The sequence below is a fragment of the Leifsonia sp. 71-9 genome (assembly GCF_001898805.1).
Lineage (GTDB): Bacteria > Actinomycetota > Actinomycetes > Actinomycetales > Microbacteriaceae > Leifsonia.
Map to the genome: position 1 here is coordinate 142,206 of NZ_MKVJ01000018.1, position 18,707 is coordinate 160,912.

The 18,707-nt window shown below is 73.5% G+C and carries 17 protein-coding genes (1 of these 17 only partly in view); 8 read left to right on the forward strand and 9 right to left on the reverse strand.

Annotated features, from left to right (window positions below):
• Positions 1-407 carry the 5' end (the start) of an SWIM zinc finger domain-containing protein gene (locus BGO91_RS13535; RefSeq protein ID WP_290473264.1) on the reverse strand. The gene continues 928 nt to the left of window position 1, outside the view, so only the first 407 of its 1,335 coding nucleotides appear in the window; its start codon is at positions 405-407; its stop codon lies beyond the left edge, outside the window.
• A gap of 113 nt (positions 408-520) precedes the next feature.
• Here BGO91_RS13535 and BGO91_RS13540 point away from each other — a divergent pair, with 113 nt between their 5' ends.
• Positions 521-1,882 (forward strand): MFS transporter, encoded by a 1,362-nt coding sequence (locus BGO91_RS13540; RefSeq protein WP_290473265.1) that lies wholly within the window; start codon positions 521-523, stop codon positions 1,880-1,882.
• Positions 1,869-3,344, forward strand: a complete 1,476-nt coding sequence (locus tag BGO91_RS13545) for an aspartate aminotransferase family protein (protein WP_290473266.1) — start codon at positions 1,869-1,871, stop codon at positions 3,342-3,344. The genes BGO91_RS13540 and BGO91_RS13545 overlap by 14 nt, the downstream gene beginning before the upstream one ends.
• Positions 3,345-3,356: 12 nt before the next feature.
• Here BGO91_RS13545 and BGO91_RS13550 read toward each other — a convergent pair whose 3' ends face one another.
• The 4 genes from BGO91_RS13550 to BGO91_RS13565 are packed head-to-tail and all read right to left on the reverse strand — an operon-like array spanning position 3,357 to position 6,795.
• The gene (locus tag BGO91_RS13550; protein WP_290473267.1) at positions 3,357-3,812 is read right to left on the reverse strand and encodes a DUF1772 domain-containing protein; all 456 of its coding nucleotides are present in this window, start codon (positions 3,810-3,812) and stop codon (positions 3,357-3,359) included.
• 2 nt (positions 3,813-3,814) lie between these two features.
• Positions 3,815-4,960 carry an Mrp/NBP35 family ATP-binding protein gene (locus BGO91_RS13555; protein WP_290473268.1) on the reverse strand — a complete coding sequence of 382 codons (1,146 nt, stop codon included), beginning with the start codon at positions 4,958-4,960 and terminating at the stop codon, positions 3,815-3,817.
• Positions 4,953-5,486 carry a DUF1003 domain-containing protein gene (locus BGO91_RS13560; RefSeq protein WP_290473269.1) on the reverse strand — a complete coding sequence of 178 codons (534 nt, stop codon included), beginning with the start codon at positions 5,484-5,486 and terminating at the stop codon, positions 4,953-4,955. Before BGO91_RS13560 ends, BGO91_RS13555 begins: the two co-directional genes overlap by 8 nt.
• Positions 5,473-6,795 (reverse strand): CBS domain-containing protein, encoded by a 1,323-nt coding sequence (locus tag BGO91_RS13565; protein ID WP_290473270.1) that lies wholly within the window; start codon positions 6,793-6,795, stop codon positions 5,473-5,475. The genes BGO91_RS13560 and BGO91_RS13565 overlap by 14 nt, the downstream gene beginning before the upstream one ends.
• Positions 6,796-6,852: 57 nt before the next feature.
• Here BGO91_RS13565 and BGO91_RS13570 point away from each other — a divergent pair, with 57 nt between their 5' ends.
• The gene (locus BGO91_RS13570; protein WP_290473271.1) at positions 6,853-7,500 is read left to right on the forward strand and encodes a general stress protein; all 648 of its coding nucleotides are present in this window, start codon (positions 6,853-6,855) and stop codon (positions 7,498-7,500) included.
• Positions 7,501-7,524: 24 nt separating this feature from the next.
• Here the strand turns inward: BGO91_RS13570 and BGO91_RS13575 are convergent, their stop codons facing one another.
• Positions 7,525-9,048: an aminopeptidase P family protein gene (locus BGO91_RS13575; protein WP_290473272.1), complete on the reverse strand. Its 1,524-nt coding sequence runs from the start codon at positions 9,046-9,048 to the stop codon at positions 7,525-7,527.
• 24 nt (positions 9,049-9,072) lie between these two features.
• Between BGO91_RS13575 and BGO91_RS13580 the strand changes: the two genes are divergently transcribed.
• The 3 genes from BGO91_RS13580 (at position 9,073) to BGO91_RS13590 (ending at position 12,392) form a co-directional block, all read left to right on the forward strand.
• Positions 9,073-9,945: a PHP domain-containing protein gene (locus BGO91_RS13580; RefSeq protein WP_290473273.1), complete on the forward strand. Its 873-nt coding sequence runs from the start codon at positions 9,073-9,075 to the stop codon at positions 9,943-9,945.
• Between the two features lie 58 nt (positions 9,946-10,003).
• Positions 10,004-11,125 (forward strand): hypothetical protein, encoded by a 1,122-nt coding sequence (locus tag BGO91_RS13585; RefSeq protein ID WP_290473274.1) that lies wholly within the window; start codon positions 10,004-10,006, stop codon positions 11,123-11,125.
• Positions 11,126-11,204: 79 nt separating this feature from the next.
• Complete coding sequence (locus BGO91_RS13590; RefSeq protein ID WP_290473275.1) at positions 11,205-12,392, forward strand: hypothetical protein; 1,188 nt, start codon at positions 11,205-11,207, stop codon at positions 12,390-12,392.
• 52 nt (positions 12,393-12,444) lie between these two features.
• Here the strand turns inward: BGO91_RS13590 and BGO91_RS13595 are convergent, their stop codons facing one another.
• The gene (locus tag BGO91_RS13595) at positions 12,445-13,968 is read right to left on the reverse strand and encodes a DEAD/DEAH box helicase (RefSeq protein ID WP_290473276.1); all 1,524 of its coding nucleotides are present in this window, start codon (positions 13,966-13,968) and stop codon (positions 12,445-12,447) included.
• 123 nt (positions 13,969-14,091) lie between these two features.
• Between BGO91_RS13595 and BGO91_RS13600 the strand changes: the two genes are divergently transcribed.
• Entirely contained in the window at positions 14,092-14,808 is a 717-nt protein-coding gene (locus tag BGO91_RS13600; RefSeq protein ID WP_290473277.1) for a ferritin-like fold-containing protein, read from the forward strand.
• Between the two features lie 38 nt (positions 14,809-14,846).
• On the opposite strand, the gene BGO91_RS13605 is transcribed toward BGO91_RS13600, so the two are convergent.
• Positions 14,847-15,149, reverse strand: coding sequence for a hypothetical protein (locus tag BGO91_RS13605; protein WP_290473278.1), 303 nt, complete (start codon positions 15,147-15,149; stop codon positions 14,847-14,849).
• Between the two features lie 11 nt (positions 15,150-15,160).
• Positions 15,161-15,385, reverse strand: a complete 225-nt coding sequence (locus BGO91_RS13610; RefSeq protein ID WP_021764265.1) for a DUF3107 domain-containing protein — start codon at positions 15,383-15,385, stop codon at positions 15,161-15,163.
• A 125-nt stretch (positions 15,386-15,510) separates the two neighbouring features.
• On the opposite strand from BGO91_RS13610, the gene BGO91_RS13615 reads away from it, so the two are divergent.
• On the forward strand, positions 15,511-18,666 hold the full coding sequence (locus tag BGO91_RS13615) for an ATP-dependent DNA helicase (RefSeq protein ID WP_290473279.1): 3,156 nt from the start codon (positions 15,511-15,513) through the stop codon (positions 18,664-18,666).
• Positions 18,667-18,707: the final 41 nt, after the last annotated feature.

Below are 18,707 nucleotides of genomic sequence, written 5' to 3' on the forward strand. Positions count from 1 at the left end.
GCGGGCGCGCGGTCCTCCGGCGACGCTGTGCGCGAGCGGGCGCGCTTGTCGCGCTGCTCCGCCCAGGTCTGGGCGAACTCGGCCGTGCCTCCGGCTTCTCCGACGCCTCCCGCCGACCACAGCAGGAGCAGCGCGATCGCGTGCTTGCACGGGAACTTGCGGCTCGGGCAGCTGCAGCGGTACGCGGGGGCGAGCAGATCGACGCTCACCTGGTACGGCGTGCTCCCGCTGCCCTGGCAGCGGCCCCAGAGCAGCGAGTCGTTGACCCCGGTCTCCGACCACGGCCCGGGGGCTGCGAGCTTGCGGCCCGCGGCGACGGAGGAGGCGTCAGGAGCGGCGTCGACGATCCGCTGATCGCTCCACGGCGTCACCGCCACGGTTCCCACCGCCGTCTGCGCACGTTCCACCCCATCCCTCGATCCTTGCACGGGACCGATCGTGGCGGGGACGGATGACCGGGAGGTGAATCGCGCGACCGTCGCCGGCGGTCGTGAGGCCGCGCATCCAATACGATGCGGACATGATCGCAACGGAGCAGACGCTCACCCGGCCGACGGTCGCGCGCTACGCCATCGGTTCGCTCGGCACCGGCGGCTTCTCCACGCTCCCGGGTCTCGTCCTCGTCTACTACCTGACGGACAGTCTCGGTGTGGCCGCGCTCGTGGCGGGCGTCGTCGTGACGGTGGCCAAGGTGTGGGACGTCGTCATCGACCCCGTGATCGGCGCCCGCAGCGACCGGATGCTCGCCGTGCGCGGATCCCGCCGGCCGATGATGGTGCTCGGAGCGGCCACGCTGCCCGTCTTCTTCCTGCTGACCTTCGCCGTGCCGGCCGGCATGCCCGCGGCGGTCTCGGCGACGTGGGTGCTGATCGCCTTCGTGCTGACGGCCACGTCGTTCAGTCTCTTCCAGGTGCCCTACATCGCGCTGCCCGCCGAGCTCGCCGGGGGGTACGACGAGCGGACACGGCTGCTGACCTGGCGCGTGGTGGTGCTGACGTTCGCGATCCTGCTCTTCGGCGCGGGCGGCCCGGCGCTGCGCTCCCTCGGCGGCTACCCGGTCATGGCGCTGATCGCGGGCGTCGCCATCGGCGGCGGGATGCTGATCTCGGCCTTCGTGGCGCCACGGCACGCTCCCGCCCCGATCGCCCCGCCGCGCGAGTCCGTGCTCGTGACGCTGCGCACGAACTACGCGGCCGGGGTGCGCGTCCTGCGGGACAGCCAGCCGTTCCGCGCGCTGCTGCTCACCTTCCTGCTGCAGGGGCTCGCCACCGGCCTCATGCTCGCTGGGGCGAACTACGTCGCGACCTGGGTGCTGCACTCCGAGGACGCGGTCACCTTCCTCTTCCTGGCCCTCATCGGTCCGGCCCTCGTCGTCACGCCGCTGTGGGGCATCGTCGCCCGGCGGGTCGGCAAGGAGCGCGGCTTCGTCGCGGCGAGCGTGCTCTTCGGGCTCGCGGCCCTGTCGATGGTCGTGCTGCTCTGGGCTCCGGGAGCCTGGGTCTACGTGCCCGTGGCGGTGGCCGGCGCGGCCTACGCCGGCATGCAGTCCCTGCCCATGGCGATGCTGCCCGACGTGATCTCGCACGACGCGCGCCGCAACGGGCCGGGCCGCGCGGGGACCTTCGGCGGGATGTGGACCGCCGGCGAGACGACGGGGATGGCGCTGGGCGCGACCGTGCTCACCGTCGTGCTCGCGATCACGGGCTACGTGGTGCGCTCGGCGGACCCGACCGTCGTCGTGGCCGGGGCGACGCAGCCCGCCGCGGCCGTCGCGGGCATCGTGCTCGCCTTCAGCGCGGTGCCCGCCGTGCTGCTCGCCCTCAGCCTCATCCCCCTCGGCCGCTACCGCCTCCGGAAGGACGACATCGATGGTCTCGTTTGACGCCAGGGCGGTCCTCGCCCGACTCGCCGCTCTGCGCTCGGCCGACGCGCCGACCCACGGCGGGCAGGTGCTCAGCTACGTGTACGACTCGGGTGTCGCCGAGATCGACGAGCTGGCCGCCGAGGCCATGCGGCTCGTGCAGCCGGTGAACGGCCTCGACCCGACGACCTTCACCTCCGTCGCCGTGATGGAGCGGGAGGTGATCGGCTTCGCCCGGGAGCTGCTCCACGGCGGCGACGATGTCGTCGGCTCCGTCACCTCCGGCGGCACCGAGTCGTGCCTCCTCGCGGTCAAGACGGCGCGCGAGGCCTGGCGTGCCGCCGGCGGGGAGGGCCGTGCGCGCCTCCTCGCTCCGGTGACCGTGCACGCGGCGTTCCAGAAGGCCGCCGGGTACTTCGACCTCGCGCTCGACCTCGTGCCCGTCGACCACGAGACGGGACGGATCGATCCCGACCGCCTCCTCGACCGGCTGGGGCCGGACGTCGCGCTCGTGGTCGTCTCCGCCCCCTCCTACCCGTTCGGCACGCTCGATCCGGTCGGGACGGTCGCGGCCGCCTGTGAGGACGCCGGGGTGGCCCTCCACGTCGACGGCTGCATCGGCGGCTGGATCCTCCCGTTCTGGCGCGACGCCGACGGGACCGCGCTGCCGCCGTGGGACTTCCGCGTGCCGGGCGTCACCAGCATCTCCGCCGACCTCCACAAGTTCGGCTACGCCCCCAAGGGGGCGAGCGTGCTCCTGCAGCGCGGCCGCGACCGCCAGCGCCTCCAGTACTTCGCCACCACCGGCTGGCCCGGCTACCCGGTGGTCAACCCGACGCTCCTCGGCTCCAAGTCGGCGGCCGCCCTCGCGGCGTCGTGGGCGATCATCCAGGCGCTCGGAGCGCGCGGACTGGCCGAGCTGGGCGAGTCCTGCCTCCGTTCGACCGCCGCGCTCGCGGACCTGATCGCAGACATCGAGGGGCTGCGGGTGTTCGGCTCGCCGACCGGTCCGCTGCTGGCCGTGACCAGCGACGACTCCCTGCCGGCCGCCCGCCGCGTCGACCCGCACCACTGGGCCGACCGGGCGCGCCTGCGCGGCTGGCACCTCCAGCTGCAGCCCGGCCTCACCCAGGAGGACGGCACCCGCCTCCCGCACACGACGCACCTCACGATCACGCCGGTCACCGGCAGCCGCCTCGACGAGCTGGAGGCGGCCCTGCGCGCCGCCGCGGACGAGGTGCGAGGGGTTCCGCCCGTCGACCCGGGTCCGCTGCTCGGCGCGCTCCCGCCGGGGCTCGCGGAGGGGCCGCTCGACTCGGAGACCGCCGCGGCCGTGCTGCAGGCCGTCGGCATCGGCGGGGGAGGCGACGGCCGGCTCCCCGACGAGCAGGCCCCGTTGCTCGCCCTCATCGAGGCGCTGCCGCGCCCGCTGACGGAACGCCTGCTGGTCGAGCTGATCGCCCGCATCGTCGAGCCGGTCTAGCGGCCGGACGGGTCAGGGGAGCGCGACGCCGACGGCGATCGCGAACAGCACGAAGGCGAGCACGGCCGCGGTCGAGCGCAGCACGTCGATCCGCTCCCAGCGCACGACGACCGCGCGCCAGTCCGCGGGCGGCCTTACGGGATCCCAGTCGTTCACGCCGATGTTGATCGGCACGGTGCCGAGGAACGACGCGAGCACGAAGACCAGGAGGGCCGCGGCTCCCGCGATCCGCCAGGCCAGGCCCGCGGAGCCTCCCGCGACGACGAGGAGCGCGATCGACGCGAGCACCGTCGGCACCATCAGGATCGGGACCACGACCTTCAGCCGCTTCACCAGGGCGATCCGCGTCCGCACGTGGGCGTCGTCCGGCAGGGAGCGCAGCGCCGGCTGCACGCCCCAGCGCACGATCGTCTCCTCACCGGCGAGCAGCCCGGCGAGGACGAGCTGCACGACGATCAGCACCGTCACGGTCAGCTCCGCGGGGAGAGGCCGAGTTTGCGGCCGGCGAGACCGCGGGCACGGGTGGCGAGACGCTCGGCGACGGCGCGGATCGCGGCCGCGGCGGGATCGGCCGGGTCGGTCACGACGATCGGCGCGCCCGCGTCGCCACCGGCCCGCAGCGGGATGCTGAGCGGCACGGAGGCCAGCAGCGGCACCTCCTCGTCCTGGCCGGCGGACAGGCGGCGGGCGACCTCGGCCCCACCGCCGCTGCCGAAGAGGTCGAGGATGCTGCCGTCCGGCTGCACGAGGCCCGCCATGTTCTCGATCACGCCGACGACCTTCTGACCGGTCTGCCGGGCGACGACGCCGCTGCGCTCCGCGACGTCGGCGGCGGCGGGCTGCGGCGTCGTGACGACCAGCACCTCCGCCTGGGGGAGCAGCTGCCCGACCGAGATGGCCACGTCGCCGGTGCCGGGCGGCAGGTCGAGGAGCAGGATGTCGAGATCGCCGAAGAACACGTCGCCGAGGAACTGCTGGATGGTCCGGTGGAGCATCGGGCCGCGCCAGGCGACCGCCGCGGACGCGGAGTCGACGAACATCCCGATCGACACGACCTTCACGCCGTAGGCGACCGGCGGGAGGATCATGTCGTCCACCCGGGTCGGCCGCGGCGCGACGCCGTTCTCGTCGGTCATCCCGAGCACGCCGGGGATCGAGAAGCCGTGCACGTCGGCGTCGACGATGCCGACGCGCAGCCCGCGCTCGGCGAGAGCCACCGCCAGGTTAGCCGTGACCGTCGACTTGCCGACGCCGCCCTTGCCGCTCGTGACGGCGTAGACGCGGGTGAGGGAGTCCGGGCCGAACTGGGCGGTCCGCTCCGCCTTGCCGCCCCGCAGGCGCTCGGTGAGCGCGCGGCGCTCGGCCGGTGTCATCACCGAGACGTCGACGGTCACGTCGGTCACCCCGGGGACGCTCGCCGTGGCGGCGCGCACGTCCCGTTCGATCGCGTCGGCGGCCGGGCAGCCGACGATCGTCAGCTTGATGCCGACCGTCGCGTGCCCGTCGGGGGCCACCTCCACGCCGCCGACCATGTCGAGCTCGGTGATCGGCTTGCGGATCTCGGGGTCGAGCACGGCGGCCAGCGCACGCCCGACGGCGTCCGCCAGCTCAGGCACGGGAGTTCTCGCCTTCTTCCGCGTCCCGCTCCTCGAGGTCCTCGAGCAGGGCGCGCAGCTCGGCACGGATGAAGTCCTTCGTCGCCATGTCCTTCACCGCGAGCCGCAGTGCGACGACCTCGCGGGCGAGGTACTCGGTGTCGGCCAGGTTGCGCTCGGCGCGCTGGCGGTCCTGCTCGATCTGCACGCGGTCGCGGTCGTCCTGCCGGTTCTGGGCGAGCAGGATGAGCGGGGCGGCGTACGACGCCTGCAGCGACAGCACCAGCGTCAGCGCGATGAAGCCGAGGGCCGCGGAGTCGAACCGCCACGAGGTCGGGAGAAGGGTGTTCCACGCCATCCAGGCGACCACGAAGACGGTGAGCCCGAGGATGAACCACGGGGTCCCCATGGCGCGCGCGATCCACTCGGTGAACCGGCCGAAGCGGTCGCTCTGCTCGGCCTGACCGCGCCGCGACGACGACCCCAGGACGGGCGTGCGCAGACCTTTCGGCGCATCGAGACGGGTGTCCTGCTTACCTCGTGCCACTCGAACCCCTCCTTCCGTTCACGATCGGGATGCTGCCGGTCTCGTCGGACGGGGCCGTGCGTTTCACGGGCTCGTCCTCGTCTTGGCTCCGCCAGTCGTCGGGGAGCAGATAGTCGAGGATGTCGTCGATGGTCACCACCCCGACGAGTCGGTGCTTGTCGTCGACCACGGGGACCGAGACGAGGTTGTAGCTGGCCAGGATGCGGGACACCTCGGCCGCGGAGGTGTCGCCCGTGACGGGCTCCAGGCTGGGGTCGAGCAGCGTGCCGAGGCGCACGTGCGGCGGGTAGCGCAGCATCCGCTGGAAGTGCACGATGCCGAGGAACCGCCCGGTCGGCGGCTCGTAGGGCGGGAGGGTCACGCAGACGGCCGCTCCCAGCGCGGGGGCGAGCTCGTGCCGGCGGATCAGCGCGAGGCCCTCGGCGACGGTGGCGTCGGCCGACACGATGATCGGCTCGGTGGTCATCAGACCGCCCGCGGTGTCGGGCGCGTAGCTGAGGAGCATGCGGACGTCCTCCGCCTCCTCCGGCTCCATCAGCTCCAGGAGGTGCTCGCCGCGCTCGTCGGAGAGCTGCGCGATGAGGTCGGCGGCGTCGTCCGGCTCCATCTGGTCGAGCACGTCGGCGGCGCGGTCGTCGTCGAGCTTGGCGAGGATCTGCACCTGCTCGCTCTCCGGCATCTCCTCGAGCACGTCGGCGAGGCGGTCGTCCGGCAGCTCCTCCGCCACCTCGAGCATGCGCTGGGGCGGGAGGTCGAGCAGCGTGTTCGCGAGGTCGGCCGGCTTCAGCTCGGAGTACGTCGCGATCAGCTGCTCCGCCGACTGCGCCTCCCCGCCGCGAAGACGCTCGCGCACCTCGTTCCACGACACGAACGTCGTCGGTCCCTTGCCGAACGGCGAGGAGCCGGTCTTGGGCCGGCGCACGAAGAGCTGGCCGACCGCCCACTCGCCGGTGGGGGACTCCTCGATGGCGACGTCCTCGATGGTGGCCTCTCCGGTGCCGTCGGCGAAGTCCACCTTGCGGCCGAGCAGCTCCGCGATGACGCGCACCTCGCCGCCGCGCTGCTCGAAGCGCCGCACGTTGATGAGCCCGGTGGTGATGATCTGGCCGGGGGAGATGCTCGTCACGCGCCCGATCGACACGAACACGCGGCGCTTGCCGGGGATCTCCACGATCAGGCCGACGACGGTCGGCGGGTCCGATTTGCGGTAGACCACCAGCACGTCGCGCACGCGGCCGACCCGGTCGCCGACCGGGTCGAAGACGCTGGTCCCGGCCAGGCGGGCGACGAAGATTCTGGTGGCACTCACGTGTATAAACCTATGCCCTTCCCACCGCGGGGACCGTGAGAATGGGACAATGGGGCGATGAGCTCCCCAAGCCCTCTCGGCGGCCGCAACCGGATCCTGTTCCCGACCCTCCCGCGCGGCGAGGTCGTCGCAACGTTCGACAGCTACCCCGCGGCCCAGGAGGCGGTGGACGTGCTCGCCCGCGCCGACTTCCCGGTCGACAAGGTCTCCATCATCGGCAGCGACCTCAAGAGCGTCGAGCGCGTGACCGGCAAGCTCACCTGGGGGCGCGTCGCTCTCGCCGGCGCGGCCTCCGGCGCCTGGCTCGGCATCTTCTTCGGGCTGCTCCTCGTGATCTTCTCCCCGACGGTGAGCTTCGCCTTCGTGATCGCCGCCGTGCTCATCGGCGCCGGCTTCGGGATGCTGTTCGGCATCGTCTCCTACGCCATCAACCGGCGCCGCAAGGACTACACCTCGGTCATGCAGGTCATCGCGACCAGCTACTCCGTCCTGGTGGACGGCGACCTCGGCAACCGGGCGCGCAACCTGCTCGACGGCCGGCCGTCGGAGCAGCCCCAGGCCGCGGCCGCGCACCCGAGCGACCCGCCCGCTGCGCCGCACCCCAGCGACCCGCCGAGCGCGTGGCAGCCTCCCGCGCCGCAGCCTCCCGTGCCCCCGGCGGACGGCCCGGAGGACCCGGCGGCACCCCCGGCGCCGCGCGCCTGACCGGCGGGCGGTGGGCCGCTCGGCTCAGCGTGCGCCGAGCCGGCCCATCCACTCCTCGACGTCGTCCGCGGTGCGCGGGATGGCGAGCGACAGGTTCTCGGCGCCGTCGGCGGTGACGAGGATGTTGTCCTCGATCCGCACGCCGATGCCGCGGAACCGCTCGGGCACCGTCAGGTCGTCCGGCTGGAAGTACAGGCCGGGCTCGATCGTGAAGGTCATGCCGGGCTCCAGCACGCCGTCCAGGTAGAGCTCGCGCCGCGCCTGCGCGCAGTCGTGCACGTCGAGCCCCAGGTGGTGGCTCGTCCCGTGCACCATGTAGCGGCGGTGCTGCTGGTTCTCCGGCTCCAGGGCCTCCTCCGCGCTGACGGGCAGCAGGCCCCACTCGGCGGTGCGGCGGGCGATGACCGCCATCGCGGTCGCGTGGATCTGGCGGAAGCGGATGCCGGGGCGGACGATCGCGAACGCGGCGTCCGCGGCCTCCCGCACCGTCTCGTAGACCAGGCGCTGCGTCTCGGTGAACGTGCCGCTGACCGGCAGGGTGCGCGTGATGTCCGCCGTGTAGTAGCTGTCCATCTCCACGCCCGCGTCGAGCAGGATGAGGTCGCCGGGGACCACCGGTCCGTCGTTGCGCGTCCAGTGCAGGATGCAGGCGTGCGGGCCGCTCGCGGCGATGGTGTCGTAGCCGACGGCGTTGCCGTCCGCCCGCGCGCGCCCGTTGAAGACGCCCTCGACGAGGCGCTCGCCGCGGGGGTGCGCCACGATGCGCGGGAGGTCGGCGATCACGTCGTCGAAGCCGCGCGCGGTGGCGGCGACGGCGGCGCGCAGCTCGCCGAGCTCGTACTCGTCCTTGACCAGGCGGAGCTCGGAGAGCTCGCGGGCCAGGCGGTCGTCCTCGGCGTGGTCCTCCGGGTCGGCGTCCTCGGTGAGCACCAGGCGCGCGGTGTCGACGCGGTCGGTGAGGTCGGGGTCCGCCTCACGCAGGATGAGGGTGGAGTCGTCGACGGCGTCGAGCACGGCGGCGACGTCGGCGATCCCGCGCGTCGGGAGGTCGAGGTCGCTCGCGACCTGGCCGAGGGAGGGGCGCGGCCCGATCCAGAACTCGCCGATCTCGGGGTTGGCGTAGAACTCGTCGGAGTCGCGGCCGGCGCGCTCCCGGAAGTACAGGGTGGCCTCGTGCCCGGAGGCGGTGGGCTCCAGCACCAGCACGCTGCCGGGCTCAGAGTCCGAGCCCCACCCGGTGAGGTGCGTGAACGCGGAGTGGGCGCGGAACGCGTAGTCGGTGTCGTTGGAGCGCTGCTTGAGGCGCCCGGCGGGGACGATCACGCGCTTGCCGCGGAAGAGCTCCGACACGCGGGCACGGCGCCGGGCGGCGAACGCGGCCTGCTCGCGGGCGCCCGGGAGCACCTCCGGCCGTTCCGCCCAGCCGCTGCCGATGAACTCCTTGAAGGCGGCGGAGCCCGGAGTGGTCGAGCGGTTCGCGGTGGCGCGCGGGGCCTCTTCGGTCTCGGCGGTGGACGGAGTGGACTGCTGGGACGACATGCCGACCATTCTCCCACTCCTAGGATGGAGTGCATGGCTGATGAGCGACGGTTCCGCGGTCCCGTCGACCTCCACACGCACTCGAGCGTGTCGGACGGGACGGAGACCCCTGCGGAGCTCGTGCACGCCGCGGCGCGCGCCGGGCTCGGCACGGTCGCGCTCACCGACCACGACTCCACCGCGGGCTGGGCGGAGGCCGCCGTCGCGGGCGCCGAGGCCGGCATCACGGTCATCCCGGGCATGGAGCTGAGCACGCGGATCGAGTTCGCGAGCGTCCACATGCTCGGCTACCTCTTCGATCCCACGAACGCGGCGCTCGTGGCGGAGACCCAGCGCATCCGCGACGGCCGGATGCGGCGCGCGGAGGACATGGTGCGCCGGATCGGCGAGGACTACGACATCACCTGGGCCGACGTGATGGCCCAGGCCACGGAGGGCGCCACGGTCGGCCGCCCGCACATCGCCGACGCGCTCGTCGCCCGCGGTCTCGCCGTCGACCGCAGCGCGGCCTTCGCCGGCATCCTGCACTGGCGCAGCGGCTACTTCCAGCCGCACTACGCGCCGGAACCGCTGACGGGGGTGCGGCTGATCCGGGAGGCCGGCGGCATCCCTGTGCTCGCGCATCCCGCGACGGGAGGCCGCGGCCGGGTGATCCCGGAGGACCGCCTGCGCCGCCTGGTCGACGCCGGGCTCTTCGGCTTCGAGGTCGATCACCGCGAGAACACCGAGGACGGCAAGGCGCGGCTGCGCGAACTGGCCGCCCGCTACGGGCTCGCACTCACGGGCTCCAGCGACTACCACGGGGCGGGGAAACCGAACCGCCTGGGCGAGAACACGACCGATCCGGCGGTCCTCGATCGGATGATCGAAGAAGCGACAGGCGCGGCGCCCTTCTTCGCTCCGTGACCAGGTGCGCTTAGCCTGGACCCCGGGGGACGAAAGGCGAGGTGCTCGGGTGAGACGGATGTGGACGGCCTCCGCGTCGGCGGCGGCGCTGATCGGCGCGCTCGTTCTGGCGGGAGGCGCGGCACCGGCCGTCGCGGACACGTCGTACCCGTCGTGGGACGACGTGCAGGCCGCGAAGGCGAACGCGGCGGCGGCCCAGGCCGAGGTGGACAGCATCAACGCGCTGCTGGCCAACCTCCAGACGGCCGCGAACGCCGCCGGAGATCTCGCCGTGAAGCGCGCGGGAGAGTACGGGGCGGCCGAGGCGGCGCTGCAGGCGGCGACGCGCAAAGCCGACGACCTCTCGTCCCAGGCCACCGCGGCCACCGCCCAGGCCGAGACCCTCCGCAAGCAGAGCGGCACCCTCGCCTCCCAGCTGGTGCGCGCCGGAGGCTCCAACGTCACCCTCCGCCTCTTCCTGGGCAGCAGCTCGACGAACCAGAAGTCGCTGCTCTACGAGCTCGGGGCGGTCTCGAAGCTCACCGAGCGCTCGACCGCGCTCCTCGCCGCGGCCGACCAGCAGAAGAACGTCGCCGCCGCCCTCAGCACGCAGGCCGCCGCCGCCGAGACCGTGCGCACGCAGCTCGACGCCGACGCCAAGAAGGCCTACCAGGTCGCCAAGGACGCCGAGGCGGCGGCCGAGGCGCAGCTCGCCGACCAGAAGTCGCACGCGAACACGCTGTACGCGCAGCTCGCGACCCTGAAGAACACCGAAACCTCCGTCGAGCAGAACTACGCGGCCGGGGAGGCGGCGAAGGCCGCCGCCGAAGCCGCCGCGAACCCGGGTGGAGGAGCCGACGGCGTCGCACCGCCTCCCGGCATGGTCGTCGACCCCGCCGGAGCGCAGGCGTACGCGTCGAGCCGCTTGGCGGCGTTCGGCTGGGGGCAGGACCAGATGGGCTGCCTCATCCAGCTGTGGAACCACGAGTCGGGCTGGCGCGCGGACGCGTACAACACGTCGAGCGGCGCCTACGGCATCCCGCAGGCGTGGCCGGCCAGCAAGATGTCGTCGGCCGGCGCCGACTGGATGACGAACCAGAACACCCAGGTGAACTGGGGCCTCGACTACATCAACCGGGCGTACGGCTCGCCCTGCGCCGCGTGGAACTTCGAGATGAGTCACGACCCGAACTGGTACTGACCGGCGGCCGCCCGGTTCGACGCCGGACGGCCCGGTCGCATAGCCTGGAGCCCGACGGAGGAATCGGGAGCGTGTGCGGGTGAGACGGGTCTTGGCGCGATCGGCGGCGGTCGCCGTGCTGGTCGCGGGGCTCGTGACCGCCGAAGCCGCCGGACCCGCGGCGGCCGAGACGAACTACCCGAGCTGGGATGAGGTCGCCGCCGCGAAGGCGAACGCGTCCTCCGCTCAGGCCCAGGTCGACCGCATCAACGGGCTCCTCGCCGGACTCCAGAGCAGTGCGGACACCGCGGCCGACGCCGCCATCCAGCGTGCCGCCGAGTTCGGGGCCGCGCAGGCCGCCCTGCAGGCGGCGGCCCAGAAGGCGTCGGACCTCGCCGCGCAGGCCGAGGCGGCGCGATCCACGGCCGACACGCTGCGTCAGCAGAGCGGCACCCTGGCGGCCCAGCTCAGCCGGGGCGGCGGCTCGGACGTCTCCGTGCGGCTCTTCCTCAGCGACAGCACCGCGACGGCCGACACCCTGCTCTACCAGCTCGGCGCGGTGTCCAAGCTCGCCGAGCGGTCGAACACGCTCCTCCAGCAGGCCACGTCGCAGAAGAACCTGGCGTCGTCGCTCAGCGCGCAGGCCTCCGCCGCTCGGAGCATCCGGCAGCAGCGCGACGCCGACGCGAAGAAGGCGTACGACACCGCCGCCTCCGCCAAGGCCGCGGCCGACGCCGCGCTCGCCGACCAGCAGACGCGCGCCGACACCCTGTACGCCCAGCTCGCGTCGCTGAAGAACACGGAAGCCTCGGTCGAACGGCGGTACGCGGAGGGCGAGGCCGCCCGCAAGGCCGCGGAGCAGCCCGCCAACACCGGGGGAGGCGGCACCTCGGGTGGCGGTGGCTCGGGTGGCGGTGGCGGCAGCGGCGGCGGATCCGGGGGAGGAGCGGACGGCTCCGCGCCCCCGCCCGGAATCGTGGTCGACCCCGCCGCCGCGCAGGCGTACGCGGCCGGCCGCCTGCCGGCCTACGGCTGGGGCGGCGAGCAGCTGAGCTGCCTCATCAAGCTCTGGACCAAGGAGTCCAGCTGGCGCGCCGACGCCTACAACCGGTCGAGCGGCGCGTACGGCATCCCGCAAGCCCTGCCGGGCAGCAAGATGGCGAGCGCCGGCGGCGACTGGATGACCAACGCGAACACGCAGATCAACTGGGGGCTCGGCTACATCTCGGGCCGCTACGGGAGCCCGTGCGCCGCCTGGTCGTTCCACCTCGGGCACGACTGGTACTGACGCAGAAGGCGGCGACCCCGTCGGGGCCGCCGCCTTCTCTGCGAATCGGAACTCAGTTCGCGGGGGGAGTGCTGGGGGCGCTCGACGCTCCGCCGCGCGAACGGCGGCGACGGCGGCGCGGGGCGCTGTTGCCGTCGCGGTGCTGCGAGCCGCCTCCGTCGTGAGTGCCGGCGGCGACGTTCTGGTCGCCCTCGGCGGTGGCGGTGGCGGTGGTGCCGGCGTCGCCGCCGGCCGCCTCGGCCGAGCCCTCTCCGCCGCGGGTGCGGCGGCGGCTGCGGTTGCCCCCGGAGCGCTCGCCGTCGCGGGCGGCGCCGCCGGAACGCGAGCCCTCGGAACGCGAACCCTCGGAGCGCGAGCCGCCGGTGCGGGCGCCCTCGCTCTTGACGACCGGCGTGCTCTTCAGGCGGCCCTTGGAGCCGGCGGGGATGTTGAGGTCCTCGTAGAGGTGCGGGCTCGACGAGTAGGTCTCGACCGGCTCCGGCTGGCCCATCTCGAGCGCCCGGTTGATCAGCGCCCACTTGTGCAGGTCGTCCCAGTCGACGAAGGTGACCGCGATGCCCGTCTTACCGGCGCGGCCGGTGCGACCGGCGCGGTGCAGGTAGGTGTCGTGGTCGTCCGGGACGGTGTGGTTGATCACGTGGGTCACGTCGTTGACGTCGATGCCGCGGGCCGCGACGTCGGTGGCGATCAGGATGTCCTTCTTGCCGGCCTTGAAGGCGGCCATCGCGCGCTCGCGCTGCTCCTGGTTCAGGTCGCCGTGCACGGCGGCGGCGTTGAAGCCGCGGTCGTTCAGCTCTTCGACCAGCTTCGCCGCAGCGCGCTTGGTGCGGGTGAAGACGACGGTCTTGCCGCGGCCCTCCGACTGCAGGATGCGGCCGATGACCTCGTCCTTGTCGAGCGAGTGGGCGCGGTAGACCACGTGCTTGATGTTGGCCTGGGTGAGGCCCTCGTCCGGGTCGGTCGCGCGGATGTGCACCGGGCGGGTCATGAAGCGACGCGCGAGGGCGACGATCGGGCCCGGCATCGTCGCCGAGAAGAGCATGGTGTGGCGGGTCGCGGGGACCTGCTGGAAGATCTTCTCGATGTCGGCGAGGAAGCCGAGGTCGAGCATCTTGTCGGCCTCGTCGAGCACGACCTCCTGCACCTGCTTGAGATCGAGGAGGCGCTGGCCGGCGAGGTCCAGCAGGCGGCCGGGGGTGCCGACGACGATCTGGGCGCCGGCCTTGAGCTGCTCGACCTGGCCCTCGTAGGCCTTGCCGCCGTAGATGCTGACGACCGTGGTCGAGCGGTTGGAGGTGGCGATCTCGAGGTCCTCGGCGACCTGGACGCACAGCTCGCGCGTCGGGACGACGACGAGCACCTTCACGCCGGGCGCGGGGTCGAGGCCGATGCGCTGGATGATCGGGAGGCCGAAGCCGAAGGTCTTGCCGGTGCCCGTCTTGGCCTGGCCGATGATGTCCTGGCCGCTGAGCGCCAGAGGGATGGTCTGCGCCTGGATCGGGAACGGTTCGACGATGCCCTTCGCGGCGAGGGCGTCCACCATGTCCTGGTCGATGTTGAGTTCGGAGAAAGTCAAAAGGTATGCCTGTCGTTCGTTGCGTAAGGTCTACGCCCTGTTCGTGTCGCAGGCGTAGGAGCCGTCGATCCAACGCCGACGGACACGACAAGCCTACTGGACGACCCCGTTACACTGCTGTACGTGTCAACCTGGTTCACGCGCCGACGCTCCGCGGTCGAGCTCCCCCGTCTCGCCCCCCGCGCCGATCGGGCCCCGGCCGTGCGGGTGGACCTGCACGAGGTCATGCCCGATCTGCTGCCCTATCTGGGCCAGGCCGCCTACCTGCAGCTGGACCAGTTCCAGACCCTTTCGCGGGTCGCGGCGGAGTGCGGTTCGCTGAGCGCCAAGGAGCCGGTGGCGGCCGCCGCCGGGCACGCGCTGTCGAAGCACCAGGGGATCGTGGCCGAGATCCGTCGCCGCGGCGACGATCCCGGCGAGGTGATGAAGCCGTTCGCCGACGAGATCGAGGGCTTCAGCGCCCTCATCGTCGGGGCGGACTGGCGCGAGACGCTGCTGTCGGCCCTGGTGACCGGCGGCCTGCTCGACGACTTCTTCATCCGGCTGGCGGCCGGACTCCCCGGCGACATCGGACCGCGCGTCGCCCAGCTCCTCGGCTCGGACTCCGGCCAGGAGGGCGTGCTGGAGGTGCTGCGCGCAGAGATCGCCGCCGACTCGCAGCTCGCGTCGCGGCTCGCCATGTGGGGGCGGCGCCTGGTCGGCGACACCCTGCTCGTGGCGCGCTCCGCGCTGCACCTCTCGGGCAACCGGGCGACCGACGAGGAGCGCATCGAGCCGATCTTCACCGAGCTGATCGCGGCGCACACGCGGCGCATGGATGCGCTGGGCCTCACCGCCTGAGCGGTGCCGCACCCGGGGTGTTCGGCACGCGAGCGGCGTCAGCGCGCGACGGCGCCCTTCGCCAGCGAGTGCAGCAGCTTCTCGTCGTGATCGGCGCGCACGCGGCCGACGACCAGGTCGACGATCGCGACGATCGCCGCCGTGCCGAGCAGCGTGATCCACCAGATCCAGCCGCCGTTCCACTTCAGGCCCGCCCAGGTGAGCGCGACCCACAGGGCGCTCGCGGCGATCACGCCGAGGGCCGGGATGAGGACGGCGCCGTGCGTGTGACGGCCGGGCAGCAGGTAGCGTGCGCCGAGTCCGAGCACGGCTCCGCCGAGTGCGACGAAGAGGAGTTCCACGAGACGGGAATCTAGCCGACGAAGCCGATGCGGCGCGACTCCTCGGCGCCGATCTCGACGTAGGCGATGCCCGCGGTCGGCACCACGTAGATGCGGCCCTTGTCGTCGGTGATGCGCAGGACGCCGGTGCCGTTGTTCACGGCGGTCTCCACCTGCTGGGCGATCTCGTCGGGCGACTGCGCCGACTCGAATCCCAGCTCGCGGGGGGCGTTGACGATTCCGATGCGGATCTCCACGACGTGCCTTTCCGGTGTTCTGGGCCATCTCGAAACCGACCGCCCGATGTGAGTTCAGACTACGGCACACGGCTCGCGGCGCCGGGTCACGTTCTCTGTCGGCGGACGCCGATACCGTGAAGGACATGACGACCCGAGGTTTCCGCCCCCGCGCCGACCGGCGCTCCGGCAGCGGCGACCCCGCCCTCGACGAGACGCAGGAGGCCGTGCTGCGCCTGGCCGACGGAGCGTCCGCGGCCGTGCTGGGCGCCCCGGGCACCGGGAAGACGACGGTGCTCGTCGAGGCGCTCGCCGAGCGCGTGCTCGGCCGCGGCTACGGGACCGACGAGGTCCTCGCGCTCAGCGCCTCGCGCGCGTCCGCGACCGCGCTGCGCGATCGGATCGCCCTGCGGCTGGGGGTGCCGACGAACGGTCCCCTCGCGCGCACCGCCACCTCCCTCGCCTTCCAGCTCGTCGGCGCGCGCGCCCGGCTCACGGGGGAGGAGCCTCCGCGCCTCCTGACCGGCGGCGAGCAGGACCAGATCATCGCCGAGCTGCTCGCGGGCCACATCGAGGACGGCGCCGGGCCCGTCTGGCCGGAGCCGCTCGTCGAGGAGGTGCGCTCGCTTCGCGGCTTCCGCACCGAGCTGCGCGAGCTGATGGCCCGCTGCGCCGAGCACGGTGTCACGCCGTCGCGCCTCTCCGAGCTCGGCGCGATCACCGGGCACGACGAGTGGCGGGCGGCCGCCCGGTTCCTCGCGGAGTACCAGGCCGTCGTCGACAGCTACCGCGGCGGGTTCGTCGACTCGGCCGAGCTCATCGCGTCCGCGGTCGCCGTGGTGCGCGACGGCAGCGCGCTCGACCGGCTGCGCGTCGTCTTCGTGGACGACCTGCAGGAGGCCACGGTCGCCACGGTCGCCCTGCTGCGCGCGCTGGCCGAGCGCGGTGTCGCGGTCGTCGCGTTCGGCGACCCCGACGTCGCCTCCACCACCTTCCGCGGCGCGGAGACCGGCGCCATCGGCCAGCTGGCCTCCCGCCTCGGCGTCCCCGTCGAGCGCCTCGTGCTGGGCTCCGCCCACCGGCAGACGCCGGCGCTGCGCGAGCTCACCGTGCGGGTGACCGAGCGCATCGGCACGGCCGCCGCCGGGGTGCAGCGGCTCGCGGTGTCCGCACGGCCGGCTCCCGCTCGGCCCGTCGCCGAGGACCGCGCGCAGACGGACGACGACGCCCCGCCGGAGGTCCTGCGCATCCTCGCCGCGTCCGCCCCGGCCGAGGCCGCACGGCTCGCCCGCCGGCTGCGCGAGCGGCACCTGCTCGACGGGGTGTCGTGGGACGAGATGGCGGTCGTGGTGCGCTCGGGGGCCCACGTGCCCGGCCTGGCGCGCGCGCTGGCCGTGGCGGAGGTCCCGACCAAGACGAGCATCGCCGGCCGCGCGCTCCGCGACGACTACGCGGCGCGCCAGCTGATCACGGTCGCCGGCGTCGAGGTGGGCGCCGTCGAGCCGACCCCGGCGGTCGCCACCGAGCTGCTCCTCGGACCGTTCGGCGGTCTGGACGCGGTCAGCCTGCGCCGGCTGCGCCTCGCCCTCCGCCAGGAGGAGCTCGCCGGCGAGGGCAACCGGTCGGGGGACGACCTGCTGGTGGAGGCGCTCGCCGACCCGGCGCACCTCGCCACGATCGACTCCTCGCCCGCACGCCGCGCGGGTCGCCTGGCCGAGACGCTGCGGGCGGGCCGCGAGAAGGGCGCCGCCGGGGCGACGATCGAGGAGCTCCTCTGGCACACGTGGGAGCGCAGCGGCCTCGCCGGGCGCTGGCTGGAGCAGTCCGAGCGCAGCGGGATCGTCGCCGACGAGGCCAATCGGCACCTGGACGGCGTCGTCGCCCTGTTCACGGCCGCCCGGCGCTTCGTCGAGCGCTACCCGGAACGTCCCGCCGCCGACTTCGTCGTCGAACTGCTGGGAGCGGAGGTCCCGGAGGACACCCTCGCCGCGCAGACCGCCGGGCCGGCCGTCCTGGTCTGCACGCCGAGCGCGACGGTGGGCCGCGAGTTCGAGGTCGTGGCCGTCTCCGGCCTGCAGGAGAGCGTCTGGCCGAACCTCCGGCTGCGCGGCTCGCTGCTGCACCCGCAGGAGCTCGGCGACGCGCTCGAGGGGCGCGAGACGGCCACGGAGGACCAGCGGGCGCAGGTGCTCGGGGACGAGCTCCGCATGTTCGCCCTCGCGGTCTCCCGCGCCCGCGGCCAGGTCATCCTCACGGCGACGGCGAACGACGACGAGCAGCCCTCTCCGTTCCTGCGCCTGCCCGGCGACCTGGCGGTCGACGACCGCGACGAGGGCATCCACCCGCTCTCCCTGCGCGGGATGGTCGGCAGGCTGCGCCGCCGCCTCGCCACCACGGGGTCGCCCGACGCCGCCGAGGCCCTCGCGCGGCTCGCCGACGCGGGCGTCGAGGGTGCGGACCCCGCCAGCTGGTACGGCCTCACCGAGCCGTCGACGACCGACCCGCTGGTCGACCTCGACGACGAGGAGGCCGTGGTCCGCGTGTCGCCGTCGCGACTCGAGACGTTCGAGAAGTCCCCGCTCGCCTGGTTCGTCGACGCCATGGCCTCGTCGCCGAGCGGCCTCGCCGCCGGCATCGGCACCGTGGTGCACGCCGTCATGGAGGAGGCGAGCACCAGCGATGACCGCGACCTGAGCGTCGAGCGGCTGTGGGGCGGCATCGAGCGCCGGTGGAGCGAGCTGAGCTTCGAGTCCCCGTGGCTGGAGGAGAAGGAGCGCCGCCGCACGAGGACGCTCGCCCAGGGGGTCTCCGAGTACCTGCGCGACTTCGAGCGCGCCGGTGGGGCGCTCCTCGGGTCGGAGGGCGAGTTCGAGCTGCGGATCGGCCGGGCGCTGGTGCGCGGCACGATCGACCGGGTGGAGCGCACGGCCGACGGCACCGTCGTGATCGTCGACCTCAAGACCGGCAACCGCACGCCGACCGCGGCGGAGGCCGCCGAGCACGCCCAGCTCGGGGCGTACCAGCTCGCCCTGGAGCACGGCGCGATCGAGGTGGCGGACGGCCTGCCCTCCGGCGGGGCGAAGCTGCTGTTCGTCGCGAAGGGCGTGCGCGGCAAGGGCTACCGGGAGGTCGCTCAGGACCGGGTGGATCCCGACGGCCTGGAGCGCCTGAAGCAGCGCGTCGCCGACGCGGCGACCGGGATGGCGGCAGCGACGTTCGCCGGGGTCGTGGATCTCGGCGACCGCGACCCGCATGCGAAGTACGAGTACCGCATCCACCTGGTGCCGGCGGTGAGCGCCTGATGCGCGGCACGACGACGAGCCCCGGTGCGACGACGGGGGAG

Bases quoted from the DNA above. Each gene is read 5' to 3' on its own strand.
- BGO91_RS13540 (WP_290473265.1), top strand. From the start codon at position 521: ATGATCGCAACGGAGCAGACGCTCACCCGGCCGACGGTCGCGCGCTAC.
- BGO91_RS13545 (WP_290473266.1), top strand. From the start codon at position 1,869: ATGGTCTCGTTTGACGCCAGGGCGGTCCTCGCCCGACTCGCCGCTCTG.
- BGO91_RS13570 (WP_290473271.1), top strand. From the start codon at position 6,853: ATGAGCTCCCCAAGCCCTCTCGGCGGCCGCAACCGGATCCTGTTCCCG.
- BGO91_RS13575 (WP_290473272.1), bottom strand. From the start codon at position 9,048: ATGGTCGGCATGTCGTCCCAGCAGTCCACTCCGTCCACCGCCGAGACC.
- BGO91_RS13580 (WP_290473273.1), top strand. From the start codon at position 9,073: ATGGCTGATGAGCGACGGTTCCGCGGTCCCGTCGACCTCCACACGCAC.
- BGO91_RS13585 (WP_290473274.1), top strand. From the start codon at position 10,004: ATGTGGACGGCCTCCGCGTCGGCGGCGGCGCTGATCGGCGCGCTCGTT.
- BGO91_RS13615 (WP_290473279.1), top strand. From the start codon at position 15,511: ATGACGACCCGAGGTTTCCGCCCCCGCGCCGACCGGCGCTCCGGCAGC.